This is a genomic window from Saccharomonospora piscinae (genome assembly GCF_005862235.1).
Lineage (GTDB): Bacteria > Actinomycetota > Actinomycetes > Mycobacteriales > Pseudonocardiaceae > Saccharomonospora > Saccharomonospora piscinae.
Window position 1 is genome coordinate 230,982 of the sequence record NZ_VCEK01000003.1, and the last position, 18,106, is coordinate 249,087.

General features: G+C 68.4%; 14 protein-coding genes. 6 read left to right on the plus strand and 8 right to left on the minus strand.

Features of this window, described 5'->3' with window-relative positions:
* Positions 1-45: 45 nt before the first annotated feature.
* The 5 genes from FFT09_RS12300 to FFT09_RS12320 are packed head-to-tail and all read right to left on the minus strand — an operon-like array spanning position 46 to position 6,056.
* Positions 46-1,581, minus strand: coding sequence for an FAD-binding oxidoreductase (locus FFT09_RS12300; RefSeq protein ID WP_138382780.1), 1,536 nt, complete (start codon positions 1,579-1,581; stop codon positions 46-48).
* Positions 1,578-2,294, minus strand: a complete 717-nt coding sequence (locus FFT09_RS12305; protein WP_208544415.1) for a DUF2306 domain-containing protein — start codon at positions 2,292-2,294, stop codon at positions 1,578-1,580. Before FFT09_RS12305 ends, FFT09_RS12300 begins: the two co-directional genes overlap by 4 nt.
* Entirely contained in the window at positions 2,291-3,346 is a 1,056-nt protein-coding gene (locus tag FFT09_RS12310) for a DUF2855 family protein (RefSeq protein WP_081191620.1), read from the minus strand. Before FFT09_RS12310 ends, FFT09_RS12305 begins: the two co-directional genes overlap by 4 nt.
* A gap of 44 nt (positions 3,347-3,390) precedes the next feature.
* Entirely contained in the window at positions 3,391-4,701 is a 1,311-nt protein-coding gene (locus tag FFT09_RS12315) for an aminotransferase family protein (RefSeq protein ID WP_081191619.1), read from the minus strand.
* 5 nt (positions 4,702-4,706) lie between these two features.
* Positions 4,707-6,056: an FAD-binding oxidoreductase gene (locus FFT09_RS12320; protein ID WP_244231337.1), complete on the minus strand. Its 1,350-nt coding sequence runs from the start codon at positions 6,054-6,056 to the stop codon at positions 4,707-4,709.
* A gap of 388 nt (positions 6,057-6,444) precedes the next feature.
* On the opposite strand from FFT09_RS12320, the gene FFT09_RS12325 reads away from it, so the two are divergent.
* A complete protein-coding gene (locus FFT09_RS12325; protein ID WP_244231338.1) occupies positions 6,445-8,007 on the plus strand; it encodes an MFS transporter in 1,563 nt (520 codons plus the stop codon).
* Positions 8,008-8,065: 58 nt separating this feature from the next.
* Complete coding sequence (locus FFT09_RS12330) at positions 8,066-9,241, plus strand: epoxide hydrolase family protein (RefSeq protein WP_197022426.1); 1,176 nt, start codon at positions 8,066-8,068, stop codon at positions 9,239-9,241.
* A gap of 80 nt (positions 9,242-9,321) precedes the next feature.
* Here FFT09_RS12330 and FFT09_RS12335 read toward each other — a convergent pair whose 3' ends face one another.
* The 3 genes from FFT09_RS12335 to FFT09_RS12345 all read right to left on the minus strand — a co-directional run bounded on the left by FFT09_RS12335 (position 9,322) and on the right by FFT09_RS12345 (position 13,337).
* Positions 9,322-10,863: a class I SAM-dependent methyltransferase gene (locus tag FFT09_RS12335; protein ID WP_081191617.1), complete on the minus strand. Its 1,542-nt coding sequence runs from the start codon at positions 10,861-10,863 to the stop codon at positions 9,322-9,324.
* Positions 10,864-11,049: 186 nt separating this feature from the next.
* Positions 11,050-11,604 (minus strand): dihydrofolate reductase family protein, encoded by a 555-nt coding sequence (locus FFT09_RS12340; RefSeq protein WP_024875085.1) that lies wholly within the window; start codon positions 11,602-11,604, stop codon positions 11,050-11,052.
* Between the two features lie 71 nt (positions 11,605-11,675).
* Positions 11,676-13,337, minus strand: a complete 1,662-nt coding sequence (locus FFT09_RS12345) for an MFS transporter (RefSeq protein ID WP_081191616.1) — start codon at positions 13,335-13,337, stop codon at positions 11,676-11,678.
* A gap of 227 nt (positions 13,338-13,564) precedes the next feature.
* Between FFT09_RS12345 and FFT09_RS12350 the strand changes: the two genes are divergently transcribed.
* The 4 genes from FFT09_RS12350 to FFT09_RS12365 all read left to right on the plus strand — a co-directional run bounded on the left by FFT09_RS12350 (position 13,565) and on the right by FFT09_RS12365 (position 18,106).
* The gene (locus FFT09_RS12350; RefSeq protein WP_081191615.1) at positions 13,565-14,416 is read left to right on the plus strand and encodes an SAM-dependent methyltransferase; all 852 of its coding nucleotides are present in this window, start codon (positions 13,565-13,567) and stop codon (positions 14,414-14,416) included.
* A gap of 281 nt (positions 14,417-14,697) precedes the next feature.
* Positions 14,698-16,638 (plus strand): CRTAC1 family protein, encoded by a 1,941-nt coding sequence (locus tag FFT09_RS12355; protein ID WP_244231339.1) that lies wholly within the window; start codon positions 14,698-14,700, stop codon positions 16,636-16,638.
* On the plus strand, positions 16,635-17,639 hold the full coding sequence (locus FFT09_RS12360) for an enediyne biosynthesis protein (RefSeq protein ID WP_081191613.1): 1,005 nt from the start codon (positions 16,635-16,637) through the stop codon (positions 17,637-17,639). Before FFT09_RS12355 ends, FFT09_RS12360 begins: the two co-directional genes overlap by 4 nt.
* Positions 17,636-18,106 (plus strand): acyl-CoA thioesterase, encoded by a 471-nt coding sequence (locus FFT09_RS12365; protein WP_024875080.1) that lies wholly within the window; start codon positions 17,636-17,638, stop codon positions 18,104-18,106. The genes FFT09_RS12360 and FFT09_RS12365 overlap by 4 nt, the downstream gene beginning before the upstream one ends.

The following is an 18,106-nucleotide window of genomic DNA, read 5'->3' on the forward strand; positions in this document are numbered from 1 at the left end:
CACCGGTGAGCCAACTCCTGGATTGCGAACGGCAGGCGGCCCCGGTCACGACCCGTCTCCGGGAAGCGTGATCGACAGCGAGTGCCGGAACTCGTCGCGCGGGTCGTACCGCGCCTTGACGCGCTGCAGGCGTGGGTAGTTGTCCTTGTAGTAGAGCGTCGACCACGGGACTCCGGATGTGTTCCACTGTGGATCGGCCAGGTCGCGGTCCGGGTAGTTGATGTAGGCCCCGTCGTTGCGGTCGTCCGGCACCGGAACACCGCCCGTGCCGGCGTACACGTCGCGGTAGAGCGCACGCAGGTTTCCGATGTGGTAGTCGTCCTCCTTCGGGTCCCACCAGGCCGACAGGAACGCACCCTTGAGGACCGAGCTGCGCTGAGCGACCGCCGTCGCGTCCGGCGACACCGCGTTGACCTGGCCGCCGTACCCGATGAACATGAAATAGATCGACTTCGGGTTCTCGGTGTCCAGATGGCGGTAGGCCGCCGCGATCTGCTCGTCAGTGTAGGACCGGCGCAGGTACGCCGACTTGAGTTTGAACCGGGAACCGCCGAGGCCGTTGTGGTCACCCCGGTTGGAATGGGTGAAGAAGTACAGCCAGGATTCGACCCCGTCGTCGGCCCGCACCGACGGCGCGACGTGCACGCCGTCGGTGACGGCGTCGAAGAACTCGTTGGTGAGTTCCCGCGCGCCCGGGATGTCGTCGTCGATGAGCGAGCCGACCGCGATCACCCCGCTGGACCGGTGGGTCGCGCTGAAGAAGGCGGTGAGGTCGGCCTCCCGGCTGCCGGGGGGGCTGTTGCGCTCGAACCAGGCCGAGTAGTTGCGCATGATCCGGACGAAGTCGCGCTCGGTCATGGTGTCCCACGACCACATCAGGTGGCCGTTGCGCCAGCGAACGGGCGCGGGCGGCAGGAGTTCGCGGGGATCGTGCGACGTCGAACCCGGCCGCCGCAGCCAGTAGTTGGTGACGACGCCGAAGTTTCCACCACCACCGCCGGTGTGCGCCCACCACAGATCGTGGTGGGGATCGGCGGGATCGTCGGTGGCCACGATCGCCTCGGCACGCCCCTCCGCGTCGACGACGACGACCTCGACCGCGCACAGGTAGTCGACGATGGCTCCGTACCGCCGGGACAGCGGCCCGAAGCCACCGCCGACGAGATGCCCGCCGAGGCAGACCTCGATGCCCTCGCCCGCGGGAACCGTGACGCCCCAGCGCTTGTACAGCTCGCGGTAGATGTCACCGATCTTGGCGCCCGGCCGCATCGAGAACGCGCGCCGAGCCGGGTCGAAGTCGATGTCGGTCATCATCGACAGGTCCAGCAGGACTCCGCCGTCGCCGTCCTCGGAGCCGGTGCCCTCGTAGCCGTGGCCACCGCTGCGGACGGTGACGCGCCTGCCCGCCGCGACGGCGTCACCGACCGCCGTGACGACCTCGGCGGTGCCGGTGGGAAAGCAGATCGATCCCGCGCGGGAGACGAAACGCTGGTTGAATCCGCAGCGGACGGCGGCTTCGTAGCGGGGGTCGTCCTCGGTGATCACGGCCGGTGCGGGGCGCGGATCGGTGGACCGGGTCACGCGACCACCTCCGGATTACGAACCGTGCGCGCTCGCTGCCGGTCCTCCGTGCGGTAGATCCACCACTGGACGAGCATCAGGTTGCCGACCCAGCCGAGCCACCGCACGCCCTCCTGGATGTACAGGAGGTCGATCACGTCGAGCATGGTGAAGCCGATCCGGCCGAGCAGCAGGCCCCACACGTTGTTCATCACGATGGCGAAGCTGTAGAGCATCAGGCGCCGGTGCTTGACGAACTGGCCCTGCCGTGCCCGGACGAACGCCATGGTGGTGACGGCCATCCAGGTGATGGTGGCCATCGACACGCCGATCTGACCGACTATCGGTGCGAACGGCACGATGATGAGCCCGAGGCAGCCGGAGATCAGCGTGGACACGACGTAGAAGCGTCCGCTGACCCGGTGGACCTTCGGGTGGTTGCGGCGCAGCCACGGCCACAGTTGCAGCACCACGGTGATCATGGCGATGGTGCCGAAGAACATGTGTGTGAGCAGGATCGGGAAGTAGGCCGGGAAGCCGTCGTGCGGCGGGATCGGCGCCGTGGCCTCGTTCAGCTCGCGGAACGGGCTGAGCTGGAAGAACAGAAAGCCGAGCACGACCAGTGCCAGCGGGATGATCCAGGGGCGGCGCCACCAGACGGGGGAGGTGCCGGAGCTCGCGGGATCGACGGCCGATTCGCCGGTGTCCACGACCGTGTCCGTGTGCTGGGTCATGGTGTCAACACCGCCCCCGTCGCCGGCGGCAGCGCACCGGCGAGCACGGTGCGGAACGCCTCGGCGATCGCGTCGGGTCCGCTTCCGCGCTGGATGTCGAGCCAGGACTTCGTCCCGATGAGGAACTCGTCCTCCGCCTGCCGGTAGCGCCGGTTGTAGACGTCGGCGCCCAGCTCGGCCCTGAGCTGGTCCTCCACCGCCGGGGTGAAGAAGGGCTGCGGTGCCGGGTCGCCGACCTCCGGCGGGGCGAACGACGTGCTGGGGTGGGTGAATCCGGCCAGGTGGGTCGCGAGCAACTGGGTGCCAGCGTGCCGGTAGACTGCGCGGATCCGCTGCGCCGAGTTCGTGAAGTCGACGAACACGGTGCGAGCCTGCACTGCGTCGGTGCCCAGCTCGTCGTAGGTGAGCACCGAGTCGTAGAGGTTGAGCGCGGCGGTGAACTCCTTGTTCTGCGGGGAGGTCACCCCGGTGACCGAGAGCCCGTCCCGGCGCGCCAGCAGGTCCGCCAGGCCCACGGCCGTCTTGCAGGACGCGCTGGTGATCACCACCGACTTCACACCCTGTGCCGCGTAGGTGCCGATGGTCTCGGCCAGGGTGAACGAACACGGGTACAGCGGGTGCAGCAGTGCCCGCCGGTCGTCCAGCTCGTCGGCGGGGGCCGACTCGTAGGTCCGGTACCAGTCGTGCGGGACGGCCTCCTGCGCGGTGTCGATGAAGCCACCCGCGACCGGCTCGGCGGTCACCGTGTGATGGCTGGACATCGGGAGGTAGCCGAAGAACCGGTCGCCCTCGGCGATCCCGTCGGCACGCGAGTCGACCACGCGGGCGAACCCCCACACCGGGACCCGGCCGAACTCCATCGGCGCCGGGAACGCGTCGAAGAACCGCAGTGGTGAGTCGCCGAACAGCGCATAGGTCGCGGTCACCGTCGTGATACCGAACCGCTCGACGGCCAGGCGGACCTGGCCCTGTCGTAGCGACACCGGCCTGGCCTGGCGAACCTCGTGTCGGGTGAGATCGTTCCGGTGGAACATCAGATCCCACGCGTCCATAGGGGACACAGTGCCTCCTCCGCTTGTCGTGCCCGGATGTGCGATCAGCCGACGACCTCGTCGACGGCGGCACCGACCACAGCGCAGATCTCGTCGAGTTCCGTGGTGGTGGTGATGAACGGCGGGGCGAGCATGATCCCGTAGGGCATGCCCCGGACGATGACGCCGTGGTCCCAGCACTTTGCCTCGATCAGGTCCCCGATGCCGCGCCCGTCCGGGTCGGGGACGCTGACACCGCACAGCAGACCGGAGAGGTTGACCGTGCCCCGGTCGCCGACCGCCGCTGTCAGCGTGCGCCGCAGGTGATCCGACAGTTGCCTGATGCGGGGCAGGAATCCGCCTTCGGTGAAGTGCGTGACCGCCGCGAGTCCCGCGGCGGCGGCCAGCGGATTGCCCGAGAAGGTGTGCGTCGTCCCGAAAGCCATGTGCCCGTCGTCGTCCCGGAACGGCGAGGCGACCCGTTCGTGGATCAGCAGGGCCGACAGCGGGGCGTAGCCGCCGGAGATCCCCTTGCCCGCGCAGATCAGGTCGGGGGTGACCCCGACGGTCTGGGAACCGAAGTTCTCGCCCGTGCGGCCGAACCCGGTGACGATCTCGTCGAAGACCAGCAGCACGTCGTAGCGGTCGCAGATCTCGCGCACCCGGGTGAAGTAGCCCCGGTCCGGTGCGACCAGCTCCCGCAGCTGGCTGAAGGTCTCCACGACGAGCGCCGCGACGTTCTCCGGGCCCTCGGCCACGATCGTCTGCTCGATCATGGCCGCCGCCTGTTCCCCCGCCTGCTCGGCGGTGAGCCCCCACTGCTTCGCCAGCGCCTCGGGCGGCATCGTGTGGACCACGTCCGGCATCGGCGAGCCGAACACCTTCACTCCGGGGTGACCGGTCAGCGCCAGCGAACCGTAGGTGGCGCCGTGGTAGCTCTCGTAGTGACTGATGATCTTCTGCTTGGCCGGGTTGCCGCTGACGGTGTGGTAGAGCCTGGCCAGCCGGATCGCCGCCTCGACCGCCTCCGAGCCGCCGCTGAGGAGCTTGACCGCCGAGATCCCGTCCGGTGCGATGCCGGTGAGGGCGTCGGCCAGCCGCAGCGCGTTGTGGTTCGTCCCGTGCAGCGGGGGCTGGAAGGTGAGCCCCCGGCGCAACTGTTCGGTCATCGCCTCGGTGATCGGGGCACAGTCGTACCCGAAGCACGTGACGAACACGCCGGACAGCGCGTCGAGGAAGTCGCGGCCCCTCGCGTCGTAGAGGTGGATGCCCCTGCCGTACTCGAAGATCGTGGTCCTCGGCGTGAACGGCAGTTCGGCACAGAAGGACCGGGTCTCGGCCGGCCAGTGGAACGTGTCGACGGTCTCGGCTGCCATGTCACCTATTCCTGTCGCAAGTCGGTGGGCGAGATGTCGTCGCGGAACAACCCCTCCGGGTCGACTGCCGCGCGGACCCGGGCGACCGCCACGGCCTGCCGGGTGTCGAGGTGGCCCTGCCTTCGGGTGCCGTCCTCCACGAAGCTGGGGACGACCCGGCCGGTGTTCCACGGGGCGAGGGCGTGGCGGACCTTCGTGCAGTGGGAACGCAGCGACTCGGCGGCCTCCGGATCGGCCGCCAACCCCGACCCGGCGTACGAGTACCTCGCGTCGAGCCGGTCGAGCACGCCACCCGGCGACGGCGGAGCGGCGTAGGCGCCGCCCAGCTGCCGCAGTCCGGCCCCGACCAGCGGTGAGCCGGACCCCTCCCCGAGAACGTCGAGAAAGGACGCGCTCGCCCGTGCGTCGAACTCGTCGAGCAGCAGGTGGTCGCCGACGATGGGCAGCGGGCCCTCCGGGTCCATGTGCGCCCGGAGTACCGCGGCGGGCGCGTCCTCCTGCCAGGTGTCCAGCAGTGGCGTGCCGAGCGCCCGCAGCGGGCCGAGCAGGTCGTCGGCGCAGAGCCGCGCGGCGCCGATGTCGTCGGCGTGGACCACCCCGTCCACCGTGAACGTGGTGCGTCCGGCCAGTGCCTCCGGTACGTCGGGGACGTCGGGGAAGTTCATCACCCGCACCGAGGTGGTGGCGATCGCGGGCGCGTCCCTGGCCCAGTCCAGCCACGTGGACAGCAGCCGGTCGGCCAGCGCCCCCGGCCAGTACGCCGCGCCCGTGATGACCCGGGATACGGGAAAGAGGTCGATCTCGACGGCGGTCACGACGCCGAACCCGCCGCCGCCTCCTCGCAGCGCCCAGAACAGGTCGGGATCGGACTCGGTGTCGACCCTGCGGTGCCGCCCGTCGGCGGTCACCAGTTCGACGGCGCGGACCGTGTTGGAGGCCAGCCCGGTCAGCCTGCCGTACGGGCTCAGCCCGCCGCCCAGCGTGTACCCGACGACGCCGACGGAGCCCGACGAGCCGTGCGCGGCGGTCAGTCCGTGTGGCTCGGCTGCCTTGACCACGGTTTCCCACCGGGTCCCCGCCGGGATCCGGGCGGTCCGGGTCGTCGGGTCGACCGTCACCGCGCCGTCGAGTGCCGTTCGGATGAGCAGTGCGTCCCGCACCGGGCGGACCGCGCCCGCGCCGTGGCCGGTGGAGTGCATCCGCACCCGGAGCCCGTGTTCGGTCGCGTAGCGGAGTGCGCTTCGGACCTGCTCGACGGTACGAGCGGTCGTGGCGGCGGCAGGTTCGGGGATCGCGACGGAATTGAACACACGGGTGGCGGTGTCGAAACCCGTTTCTCCCGGCTTCGCGATCACCGGGGCACTGTCCGCGACGGTCAACGCATGCCCTTTCATCCGGTCGGTACTCGGAAATGGTGAGTCAGCTCTCCGCCCGAGAAGCGAATTCGGTCCGGCGGAGAGCGACGCAGCCAACTATGGCAGCGGTTGTCCCGACCTACTTCTTCGATTCTGCGCGATCGGCTCGACCCGATCGAGGATCCGGGTGTCGGTGTGTAGATTCCGGGGGACTGATCGATCTCGCATCGAGAACTCGCGAATGTGGCCACGGGCGCCGCCCTTTGTCAGCCGCACGAGCGCTGCCAGATTTTTCGAGTACGTCGACCCGTTCGCCGATCGCGCGTTTCACATTGGACACACGGCATATCGAGGTGATTGCTCGGTGACGACACAATCCGCACAACCCGTGACCCGTGTACAGGAGTGGGCGGGGCTCGGCGTCATGTGCCTCGCGACCCTGTTCGTGGCGGCCGACGCGTTCGTCCTGATGCTGGCACTGCCCCACGTCGCCGTGGGGGTCGGTGCCGACGGCATCGAACAGCTCTGGATCGCCGACATCTACGCCATCATGCTGGGCAGTCTGCTGATCACCATGGGAGGGCTCGGCGACCGGATCGGCAGGCGCCGGTTGTTCCTCATCGGCGTCGCCGGCTTCGGCGTGGCGTCGGTGCTGGCCGCGTACGCGGTCGAGCCCACCATGTTGATCGCGGCACGAGCCCTGCTCGGTATGGCCAGTGCCGCCGCGATCCCGTCGACCCTCGGTCTCATCCGCACCATGTTCCGCGATCCCAAGCGGATGGGCCTGGCCTTCGGGATCTGGGCGTCGTTCTACACGGTCGGCGCCGTGCTCGGTCTGGTGATCGGGGGCGTCCTGCTGGCCAATTTCTGGTGGGGCTCGGTGTTCCTGGTGAACGTCCCCGCCGTCGCGCTGGTGCTGATCGTGGGGCCGCTGGTCCTGCCGAAGCACCGTGAGGTCGAAGCCGGGCGGCCGGACTGGTCCAGCTCCCTGCTCTCCCTCGGGGCGATCCTGCCCACGGTCTGGGGCGTCAAGGAGGTGTCCCGCGACGGGTGGGAACTCCTGCCGATCGCCGCTCTCGCGGTCGGCGTGGCGTTCGGTACGGCCTTCGTCCGCAGGCAGCGCAAGCTCACTCGCCCGTTGCTCGACCTCAGTCTCTTCCGCAACCGCAGCTTCTCCATCCCGCTGCTCGCGATGTTCATCCAGGCTGTGCTGACCGGGACCGTGATGCTGCTGCTGATGCTCGACTTCCAGCTCGTGCAGGGGCTCACGCCGTTGCAGGCCGGGCTGAGCCTGGCACCGGGACTCATCCTGAGTTCGCTGTGCGCGCCCGTGGTCGGCGTGCTCGCCAGGCGCTTCCGACCCGCCTACCTGATGGCCTGTGGTGAGGCACTGGTCATCGTGGGCATGGTGCTGGTCTTCCTCGGTGGCAACACCAACGGGACCGCGCTGTTCATCCTCGGGTTCGCGCTGTGGTCGGCCGGTGGTTCCCCGCTGCTGGCCGTCGGTATGACGCTCATGGTGGGCTCGGCCCCGCCCGAGCGGGCCGGAGCCGCGTCCTCCATGCCGCAGGTCAGTGCCGAGCTCGGCAACGGCATCGGGGTGGCGGTCGTGGGCAGTGTCGCGGTGGCGCTCTACCACGCGAGCATGACCGACAGCCTGCCGCCGGAGGTCCCGGCCGATGCCGCCGCCACCGCGGGCCAGAGCATCGCCAACGCGGCCGAAACCGCCGCGACGCTCCCGCCGGATCTGGCCGCGGTGGTGTTCGAGCACGCCAGGGAGGCGTTCACCGGCTCGTTGCAGGCGGTGACCGCCTTCACCGCGGTCGCGCTGGCCGGGGTGATCCTGCTGATCGTCGCCCGGTTGCGCCACGTCAAGCCGTTCGGGCAGGAGGACTCCGCCGGGCCGGAGGAGAACGCGCAGGCGACCGATGCGGCCGGAGACCCGCGCTGAACACGGGATCCGGCGCAGCCGGGAAAAATCATCGCCACAGATCGATGAGGTGAGAAGAATGAGCCGAATCAGTCCTTTCCGTGTCGACATTCCGCAGTCGGATATCGACGAACTGAACCGCAGGCTCGATGCGACCCGATGGGCGGACGAGATTCCCGGAACCGGGTGGGAGCGAGGTGTTCCGCTCGGATACCTCAAGGAGCTGGCACAGTACTGGAGAAACGAATTCGACTGGCGGGCCGCGGAGCAGTGGCTCAATCAGTACCCCCAGTTCACGACCGAGATCGACGGCGCGAACGTGCATTTCCTGCACGTCCGTTCGGCCGAACCGGATGCCACGCCGTTGATCCTCACCCACGGCTGGCCCAGCTCGTCGGCGCAGTACATCGACATGATCGGCCCGCTGACCGACCCGGCGGCGCACGGGGGAGACCCGGCGGACGCCTTCCACGTGGTGGTGCCCACCATCCCGGGCTACGGGTTCTCCGGCCCCACCGGGCAGCGGGGTTGGAGTATGAGCCGCGTGGCGCGCGCGTGGGCGGAGCTGATGAGCCGGCTCGGCTACGACCGCTATGTCACCCAGGGCGGTGACTGGGGCAAGGTGATCTCGCTCGAACTCGGCCGGATCGACGCCGAGCACATCGACGCGGTCCACATCAACATGCTGGTCACGATGTTCGAGGACGACCCCGAGGTGCTGGCCGGCCTGTCCGACGAGGACATGGTGAAGGTCGAGCACACCCGCTGGTTCGCCGACGTGTGTACGGCGTGGAGCAGGCAGCAGGCGACCCGGCCGCAGACCCTCGCCTACGCGCTGACCGACTCCCCGATCGGCCAGCTCGCCTGGATGACCGAGAAGTACAAGGAATGGGCCGACACGGTCGACCGGGTCGAGGACGCGATCGATCGGGACACGCTGCTCACGATGGTGTCGACGTACTGGTTCACGGCCACCGCCGGTTCCAGCGCCCACATGTACTTCGAGACCATGCACACCATGGCCGACCACATCCGGACCTGGGGCGGCCCGTGGCCACTGTCCGTTCCGGTCGGTGTCGCGGTCTTCCCCGCGGACGCCACCCGGCCGATCCGCCGCTTCGCCGAGCAGGTGCTGCCGTCGATGACCCGCTGGACCGAGTTCGACCGGGGCGGGCACTTCGCGCCACTGGAGCAGCCCGAGTCGCTGGTCGGCGACATCCGGGAGTTCGTCAGGTCGGTGCGGGAGCAACGCTGACCCGGTGGTGACATGACTGACCCCGGCGACCGGTGAGGGCGCCGGGGTCAGTCATGTGCGATGCGGCTGGCCGCGAGCGATCACATCGGCTTCTGCGCCGTGATGACGTAGTGCAGGCCGGGACCGGAACGGTCGATCACCGTCAGCCCGGCGTCGGCGAGCCAGCGGTCCAGGTCGGCGCGGTCGAAGAGGATGAGCCCGTCCTGGTGACTCTTCGGGAAGCGGTGCGAGCGCACGAAGTGGTGATAGATCTCGTCCTCGGAGTTGACGAAGGTGAACAGCGTGAACGTCCCCCCGGGGCGGAGGCAGCGGCCGACCTCGGCGAGCGCGTACGGAGCCTCCTCGGGAAACGCCTGGAGCGCGTCCCAGCAGGTCACCGCGCCGAGTGAGTTGTCGTCGAACGGCAGGTAGCGGGCGTTGCCCACGACAGCGGGAACGTCCGGCCTGCGGTCCCGCAACGTGGCGAGGCTGGCGGGCAGCAGGTCCAGCGCCAGCACCCGTTCCGCACCGACGGCGTTGGCGAGTGTGTCGGTCCACAGCCCGCCGCCCGCCGCGAGGTCGAGGACGGTGCCCTCCACCGGCCGGAGGTGCTGCCTGATGTAGTCACCCTCCCACTGCGGGCTCACCTCGTTGTCCCAGTTCATCCCGCAGATCCGTTTGAACGCGGGACGCGCGTAGACATCGATGAAGTAGGCCATCGTGCCGATGTTGGACAGCGCGAAGAGGAAGTCGTCGCTGTGGTCCTTGCCGTCGTGGACGCTGGTGAGGACGTTGAGCATCCCCTTGGAGATGGGAAAGCCCGCGTCACAGCCGGAGCACTCGGCCAGGCCCTGCCGGATCGTCAGCTTGCTCCGGCAGCGCGAGCACCGCAGCGCGGCGGTGTGCGGGGCGTAGATCGCGACGTCGTCGGCGTCGGTGGGCCGCGCCTCGCGCACCGGGGTGTCGTCGGGATACACCGGCTGGGGCATGCCGTGGCGGATGGCGTAGTACGACTTCGCGCCCGCGTGCGCGCGCACGGCCGCGATGTCGTTGTGCCACTGTTGGGCGACCTGCTCAGGGGTGAGGGTGCGGATCCACGCCCGGTCGACCTCCCGCTCGGACTCGAACATGGAGTCGTAGGCCGCCGGGTAGGGAAAGACCCGGCCGATGCTCGGGTCGTCCGGATCGAGCTCGTCGAGTGCGCGGTCCAATCGGGACATGTCGTCCTCGTCGAGCCGCAGGGTCGTCGCGACCGCGAGAATCCGGGACCTCTCCTCGGGAAAATGCGACAGCAGGTACAGCAGGGCCCAGTGCAGCGGTTGCTGCCGGGTGCTGCTCTGCCAGAGCCGCAGGTACTGGCCCAGTTCGGCACGCACGGCCGAGGTCACCGCACCGCTTTCGGGATACTCCGCCTGCACGAGCAGCCCGAACAGCTCCGCCAGGTATGCCTTCCGCAGTTCGTCGACCTGTGTCATCCGGGGCACCAGCGCGGTCACCGCGGGCAGGGCCAGCGTGGTCAGGTCACCGTTTCGCCAGACGGCCTGAAGCAGTCGACGGTAGCTCGCCTCGAGTTCGTCCGGTGGCGCGGAGAGAAACGAATCCACCAGCGGTGAGATCGTGTTCGAATTGCTCGCGACAGTCATTCTCGTATGTCCTCCTGGACGTCACGCCGTGATGTCAGCTCAGCGCGGGCAAGAATTGATTCACTGCCAACTGTGCGGCACGGTGTGCGGAAGCCGCGCCTTCTGGCGTGCGGAGAACGGCTGTGACAACGGAAAACGCCCGGCCTCGCGCGGGCGAGACCGGGCGTCCTTCAAGAGCTCAAGAGCTCATGCGGGGGTGTAGTGCAGAGCCACCACACCGGTGTCGTGCTGCTTCGCCTCCACCAGCTTCAGGTCGAGCCGCGAGTCCAGCAGCAGGGTCCCGTCGGGGATGGTGGCCGGGTTCAGGTGGATGTAGTAGTCGTCGATGAGGCCCGCGTTGGCGAGGGCCTTCGTGATCCCGATTCCACCGGCGATCAGGATGTCCTTGCCCGGCTGCTCCTTGAGCGCCCTGACCGCGTCGAGGTCGCCCAGGATGCGCGTGTTGGGCCACGCGGGGTCGGCCTCGGTCAACGTCGTCGAGACGACGAACTTGCTCAGGTCGTACTGCCAGCGGGCGTGCCGGGCCACGTCCGAGTCGGACTCGTCCTTGGCGGCCTCCGGCCAGAAACCGAGGAAGTCCTGGTACATCTTCCGGCCCATGAGAATGGCGTCACACCGCTCGTGCAGCGAGTTCGTGAACTCCCAGGTCTGCTCGGAGATGGAGGCCCAGAACATCTCGTCGCCCGGGTCGGCACCGTAGCCGTTGAGCGTCGACTGCATGTACATGATGACCTTGCGCATACTTCTTCTCTCCTTTTCTTCGGGGTCCGGCGGTTCTTCCGGCACCGGACCGACAAATCGGCCGGCCGTTCTCAGCTCGCCGGCCGTGGGTCGGGCTGCTCCGCGGCATGCGCGTGCGGCTCTTCCGCAGGAGCCTCGCCGGGCTCGGTGGCCGCGGCCGCGTCCGGGTCGGTCCCCTCGGGGCCGGTCCCTTCCGGCGCGGCTTCCTCGGAGCCCGTCGGTGGGACGTGCCTGAGCAGCGCGGCGATCGTGACGGCCGCGACGATCAGGATCACGATGCACACCACGGCGAAGACGTTCATGCCGCTGGCGAAGGCCGACTTCGCCGCGCTCGACAACTGCTCACCCAGCTGTCCGGGCAGGTCGGCCGCGATGGTCAACGCGCTGGCGACGTTGTCCTGCGCGGTGGTGAGCAGATCGCCACTCAGACCGGAGGGGGCGGTGTCGTCGAGTTGAGCCACGTAGACCGCGGCGCCCACGCTGCCCATGACCGCCACGCCGAGCGAACCGCCCGCCTCGTTGGCGACCTGGGCCATGGAGGACGACGACCCGGCCTTCTCCGGCGGTGCGGAGCTGACCACCAGGTTGGTGCCCAGCGACAGCAGCGGGCCCTCACACAGTCCCATGATCGCGAACCCGACGATCAGCACCACGGGACTCGAATTCGCGTCGAGCTGCGAGAACATCGCGAACGGGATGACGATCCCCGCGATGCCGCCCGAGATCAGGTACGCGGGCCGCATCCGCTGGCCGAGCATGGGGGAGACGGTGGCACTGATCGTGGCCACCACCATGCCCGGAAGCAGGCAGAACGCGGCCGTCAGCGGCGTCATCCCCGACACGGACTGGAGGAACTGGGTGATGTAGTACATGCTCGACCCGCCGATGAGGGCGTAGAGCAGCAGGCCGACCAGCATGGTGCTGAACGAGCGGTTTCCGAACAGGCGCAGGTCCATGAACGGTTCGGTCAGGCGGAGCTGGCGCCGGACGAAGACCAGGGCCAGCACGATGCCGGCGAGGCCGGCGAGGATCGGCCCCGCCTGCCAGCCGTACCGGGCCACCTCCTTGAGGCCGAAGATGAACGCGATGACCGCGAGCACCGACAGCAGCGCGCTGACGAGGTCGAGCTTGCCCGCCTCGGTGTTCTTGAACTCGGGAACCAGCAGCGGGCAGGCCAGCAGCAGCACCACCATCACCGGCACCGCGAGCAGGAAGACCGCACCCCACCAGAACTGGGCCAGCATGACCCCGCCGACCACCGGGCCGAGAATCGAACCGAGCGTGAAGCCGCCGGCCCAGATGCCGATCGCGACACCCATCTGCTTGGGGTCCCGGAACATGTTGGTGATCAGGGCGAGCGTGGACGGCGCGAGCGTCGACCCGGCGATGCCCAGCAGCGCCCTGCCGACGATGAGCAACTCGGTCGTGGGGGCGAACGCGCACAGCAGCGAGGCGACCGCGAAGCTCGCCGCGCCGATCATCAGCAGTCTCCGCCTGCCGATCCGGTCTCCCAACGTGCCCATCGTGATCAGGAAACCGCCGACGAGGAAGCCGTAGATGTCGAGAATCCACAGTTGCTCGACAGTGCTGGGCTGCAGGTCAGCCGTGATATCCGGCAGTGCCAGCAGCAGCACGAACATGTCGAACGTGATCATCATCGTGGCCACGGCCAGGACCGCGAGACCGGCCCACTCCCGGCCTCCGGCCCTGGGCGGGGGTTCTGCGTTAGTCACCCTGGAGTCCTCCCGTTTCGGCGTGTGAAGCGTGGATCTACCTACACGACGAACGAGCGATCGGCGATTCAACAGCAGCCGCGAACGGGTTCGCGAGTTCCTCCGAACGGGTGAATAGCGGGTATGGGGGCGGGACCGTTCGGGCCAGCATCCTCGAAGGTGATCCACCGTGTCCACCCTGCGACGATGAGTGTTCGACAGCCTCACGACGAACGCTGGAGGGGAAGATGACCACCGACCGAGCTCCGGCGGAGTCCGACCCGGCCGAGTCCGACGTCGCGATCCTGCAGGAGGTGGCGGGCCGGATTCTCTCGAGGACCTGGGGCGACAACTTTCACTCCGGTTACTGGGAGTCCGACGACGACATCTCGCCCAACGAGATCGCACAGTGGCGGATGAACGACGTCATGATCAAGAAGCTGGGCGTGTCCCGCGGGCAGCGGGTGCTCGACGTCGGCGCCGGTGTCGGTGCTCCGGCGTTCCAGCTGGCCGAGCAGACCGGCGCCACCGTGGTGGGAGTGGCGATCACCAGATCGCACGTCGAGGAGATGCGGCGGCGTGCCCGGCAGCGGGGCCTCGACCACCTGGTCTCCGCCGAACTGGTCGACGCGCTGGCGATGCCCTACCCGGACGACTCCTTCGACGCCGCGTGGGTGGTCGAATCGTTCATCAACATCGATCGGGCACCCGGCCTGCGGGCGATCGCGCGTGTGCTCAAACCGGGTGGCAGGCTGCTGTTCACCGACGTCCTGCAGCCCACCCGGCCGGTCGCCGACACCGACGAGGCGCGCGCCGAGATGCTCGACACCATGGAGATGGGGCAACTGCCCACTCGCGAGCAGTACCTGCGGTGGGTGCGCGACGCCGGATTCGTCGACGTCGAAATGATCGACATCACCGCGCACACTCGCTCGACCGGCGAACGGATCGCGGCGGGAATCCGGGAGCACTACGACACGCTCGTGGCGGAGCTGGGTCCGGAAGGCGCGGAGATTCTCGAACAGATGATGACCTCGATCGAGGTCGAGTACGTGCTGACCACGGCACGGCTTCCGGAGGCGGGAGCGGCGTCCTCCTGACGCCTGCCCGCCGCGCCCTGTGAGGGCGACGGCCCGGTCGTCGCAACGAGCGGGCCGGGCCGTCGGAAGCACCGGGCTTTTCGAACAAAAACATTTGCCGCGTCAATCATTCGTCGCGCGGCCCCCTTGTGCGGTCGGCCGTGTCGGCGAATCCGGGCGGAACCGCTTTCAGGCTTCTGCTGCCGACTGCCGGTATCGTCGTAATTCGCGAGGAGACTGCGATAATGTCAGCTGACCGTGGCCGAAAATCGGTTCCGATTTTCGCTGTCGTCATCACGCTTGTGACGCTCTACCTGGCCGGGCAGAGCGCGGTGGCGGTGAACGGCGCGGACCAGGTCGCCGAGCCGTACCAGTTCCGGGAAATGCCGATCCCGATGCCCGAGGGGTACGAGGACCAGCCGATGAAGGACATCCGGCAGGTCAACCCCGACTACGAGCACATCCAGGCCTGGATCTCGGCGATCGGCGCGTCCGTGGCGATCAACGACCTGACCGGCAACGGCCGGGCGAGTTCGCTGTGCCTCGTGGACCCCCGGACCGACGACGTCGTCGTGACGCACACACCGACGGCGCCGCAGCAGGACCGGTTCGAGCCCTTCGTGCTCGATCCGGCCCCGCTGCCCTACGACGACACGATGGCGCCGACCGGCTGCACGCCCGGCGACTTCAACATGGACGGCCGGATGGACCTGCTGGTCAGCTACTGGGGCCGCACGCCGATCCTCTACCTGGCGAAGTCGGACGCGACCACGGTGAGCGACGACGCATACCAGCGGCAGGAGCTGGTGCCCTCGAACTCGGCCGACGGCCGCTACCACGGTCCGAAGTGGAACACCGACGCCGTCCACGTGAGCGACTTCGACGGTGACGGGCGCCCGGACATCTTCATCGGCAACTACTTTCCCGACTCGGACGTGCTCGACCCGGACGGAATGAAGAACGTCGAGATGATGCTGTCGATGTCCAGCGGCACCAACGCGGGCGGTGGGCATGTGCTGCGCTGGCATTCGGCAACCTCCGGTGAGCAGCCCTCCGCCTCGTACGTGCCGGAACCGAAGGCCATTCCGTACGAGGCGGCCACCGGCTGGACCCTCGCCGCGTCCGGTGCGGATCTGGACGGCGACGGGTTGCCGGAGCTCTACATCGCCAACGACTTCGGCCACGACCACCTGCTGCACAACCGGTCGACGCCGGGAAGCATCCGGTTCGGACTCGCCGAGGGGTCGGGATCACCGCTGACCCCGAAATCGTTCGTGCTGGGCGACGACTCCTTCAAGGGCATGGGTGTCGACTTCGGCGACCCGACCAGCAAGGGCAGTTTCGACATCATGGTCAGCAACATCACGGTCGCGTGGGGCCTCCAGGAGAGCAACTACCTGTGGGAGAACCAGACCGGCAGCACGGCGGAGATGCGCGAACGGTTGGCCGCGGGCGAGGCACCCTTCACCCAGCGTGCGGAGGAGTACGGGCTGGCGTGGACGGGATGGTGCTGGGACGTCAAGTTCGGCGACTTCCTCAACGACGGGGACCTGGCCATCGTGCAGGCCGACGGCTTCATCAAGGGCGAGCGAAACCGGTGGAACTGGCTGCAGGAGCTGGCGACCGTGAACGACGTCCTCATGAGCAACCCGGCCATGTGGCCGAACATGCAGGAGGGCGACGATCTCGCCGGGGACGACGTCCTGGCCTTCTACGCCCAGAAGCCGGACGGCAGGTACGTCAACATCTCGGAACAACTCGGCCTCGACGTGCCGGTCCCATCGCGGGCCATCGCGACCGGTGACACGACCGGTACCGGCGCGCTCGACTTCGCCGTCGCCCGCCAGTGGGCCCCGCCCTCCTTCTACAAGAACGAGTCCGAGGATCTCGGGTCGGCACTGACCCTGCGGTTGTACCGGCCGACCGAGGACGACGCGGCCTCCGGTGAGGCCGGTGAGCTGACGGGCCTTTCGGGCCTCGGATCGCCGGCCTACGGTGCCACCGTCACCGTGACGACCGCGGACGGCCGCGAGCAGGTGTCGCGTCTGGACGGTGGTGGCGGGCACAGCGGGTTCCGCAGCTTCGAGGTCCGGTTCGGCCTCGGTGAGGAGACCGGACCGGTGCGGGCGCGGCTGAACTGGCGGGACACCGACGGCCAGCTGCGTGAGCAGACCGTGGAACTCGATCCGGGCACGCACTCGCTCGTGCTCTCCGACAGCGCGCGGAAGGTGTCCGACCGATGACCACGACCGCCTCACAGCCACCGGCCTCTCCCGTCGCGCCGTCCCCGGCCACGCCGCCGTCGCCCGCGAAGCCCAAGCCCGACCCCCGCTACCTGGCCCTGCGCAACTTCGCGCTGTCCATCTCGGTGTTCAACATCTTCGGCTACGCCCTGCTCGGGTTCGAGCAGCCGTGGCTGTGGCCGATCTTCAGCGTGCTGACCGGTTATGCCGCTGAGCTGGCCTTCGAGACACTGGCCGCGTGGGCCTACCGCCGCAAGCCCCGGTACGCGGGCCGCGGTAAGCGCGGGCTGTACGAGTTCCTGCTCCCCGCGCACATCACCTCGATCGCCGTGAACATGCTCCTGTACGCCAACAACCAGTTCTGGCCGATCGCCTTCGGCGTCGTCGTGGGTGTGGGGGCCAAGTACGTGCTGTTCGCGCCGATCGCGGGCCGGACACGCCACTACATGAACCCGTCCAACTTCGGCATCGCCGCGACACTCGTGGCCTTCAGCAGCTGGGTCAGTCTCGCCCCGCCGTACCAGTTCAGCGAGAACGCGAACACCTTCTGGCGGGTCATGATTCCGATCATCATCATCACCGCAGGCACGACCATCAACGGCCTGCTGACGAAACGGATCCCGCTGATCGTCGGGTGGCTCGGCGGGTTCGCCATCCAGGCGTTCGTCCGGCACTGGATCTGGGACGTGTCGCTGTACGGCGCGCTGAGCGTGATGACCGGCATCGCCTTCGTGCTGTTCACGAACTACATGATCACTGATCCGGGCACGACCCCCATGAAGCCACGCAACCAGTTCGTGTTCGGCGCCTCCGTGGCCACCGTCTACGGCGTACTGATGGTGTTCGATGTGGTCTACACCATGTTCTTCGCGACGGCGCTCGTCTGCCTCGGGCGTGGCCTCGGCTGGTGGGGCGCGCGGCTGCGGCAGCGCATCCGGCAGCGGCGGGCCGAGACGATCCGAGCGAACATCCTGAGCAGTGGGGAGACATCGCCATCATGACGCCGTACTACGAGCTGCGGCACCTGGTGGGCTTCGAGGAGACCACCGTCGTCGGCAACGTCTACTTCTCCAACTACCTGCGGTGGCAGGGCAAGTGCCGGGAGATGTTCCTGCGGGAGCACGCGCCCGAGGTACTGGCGGACTTCGGCACGGACGTCATCCTGTTCACCGTCAAGGTCGAGTGCGAGTTCGTCGCCGAACTCGCACTGTTCGACGAACTGTCCATCCGGATGCGGCTGGTCGAGCTGACCCAGACGCAGATCGAGTTCGGGTTCGACTACGTCAGGTTGCACGAGGACGGCGGTGAGGAACTGGTGGCCCGGGGCGGGCAGCGCGTGGCCTGCGTCAGCGGCCAGGGCGCCGCGCGGCCGATCAAGGTGCCGTCCGCACTGCGTGACGCGCTGGCTCCCTACGCGGCCGACCCGGCTTCGCGAGCGCGGAACTCCGCCGCGGTGAGGAACGGTTGA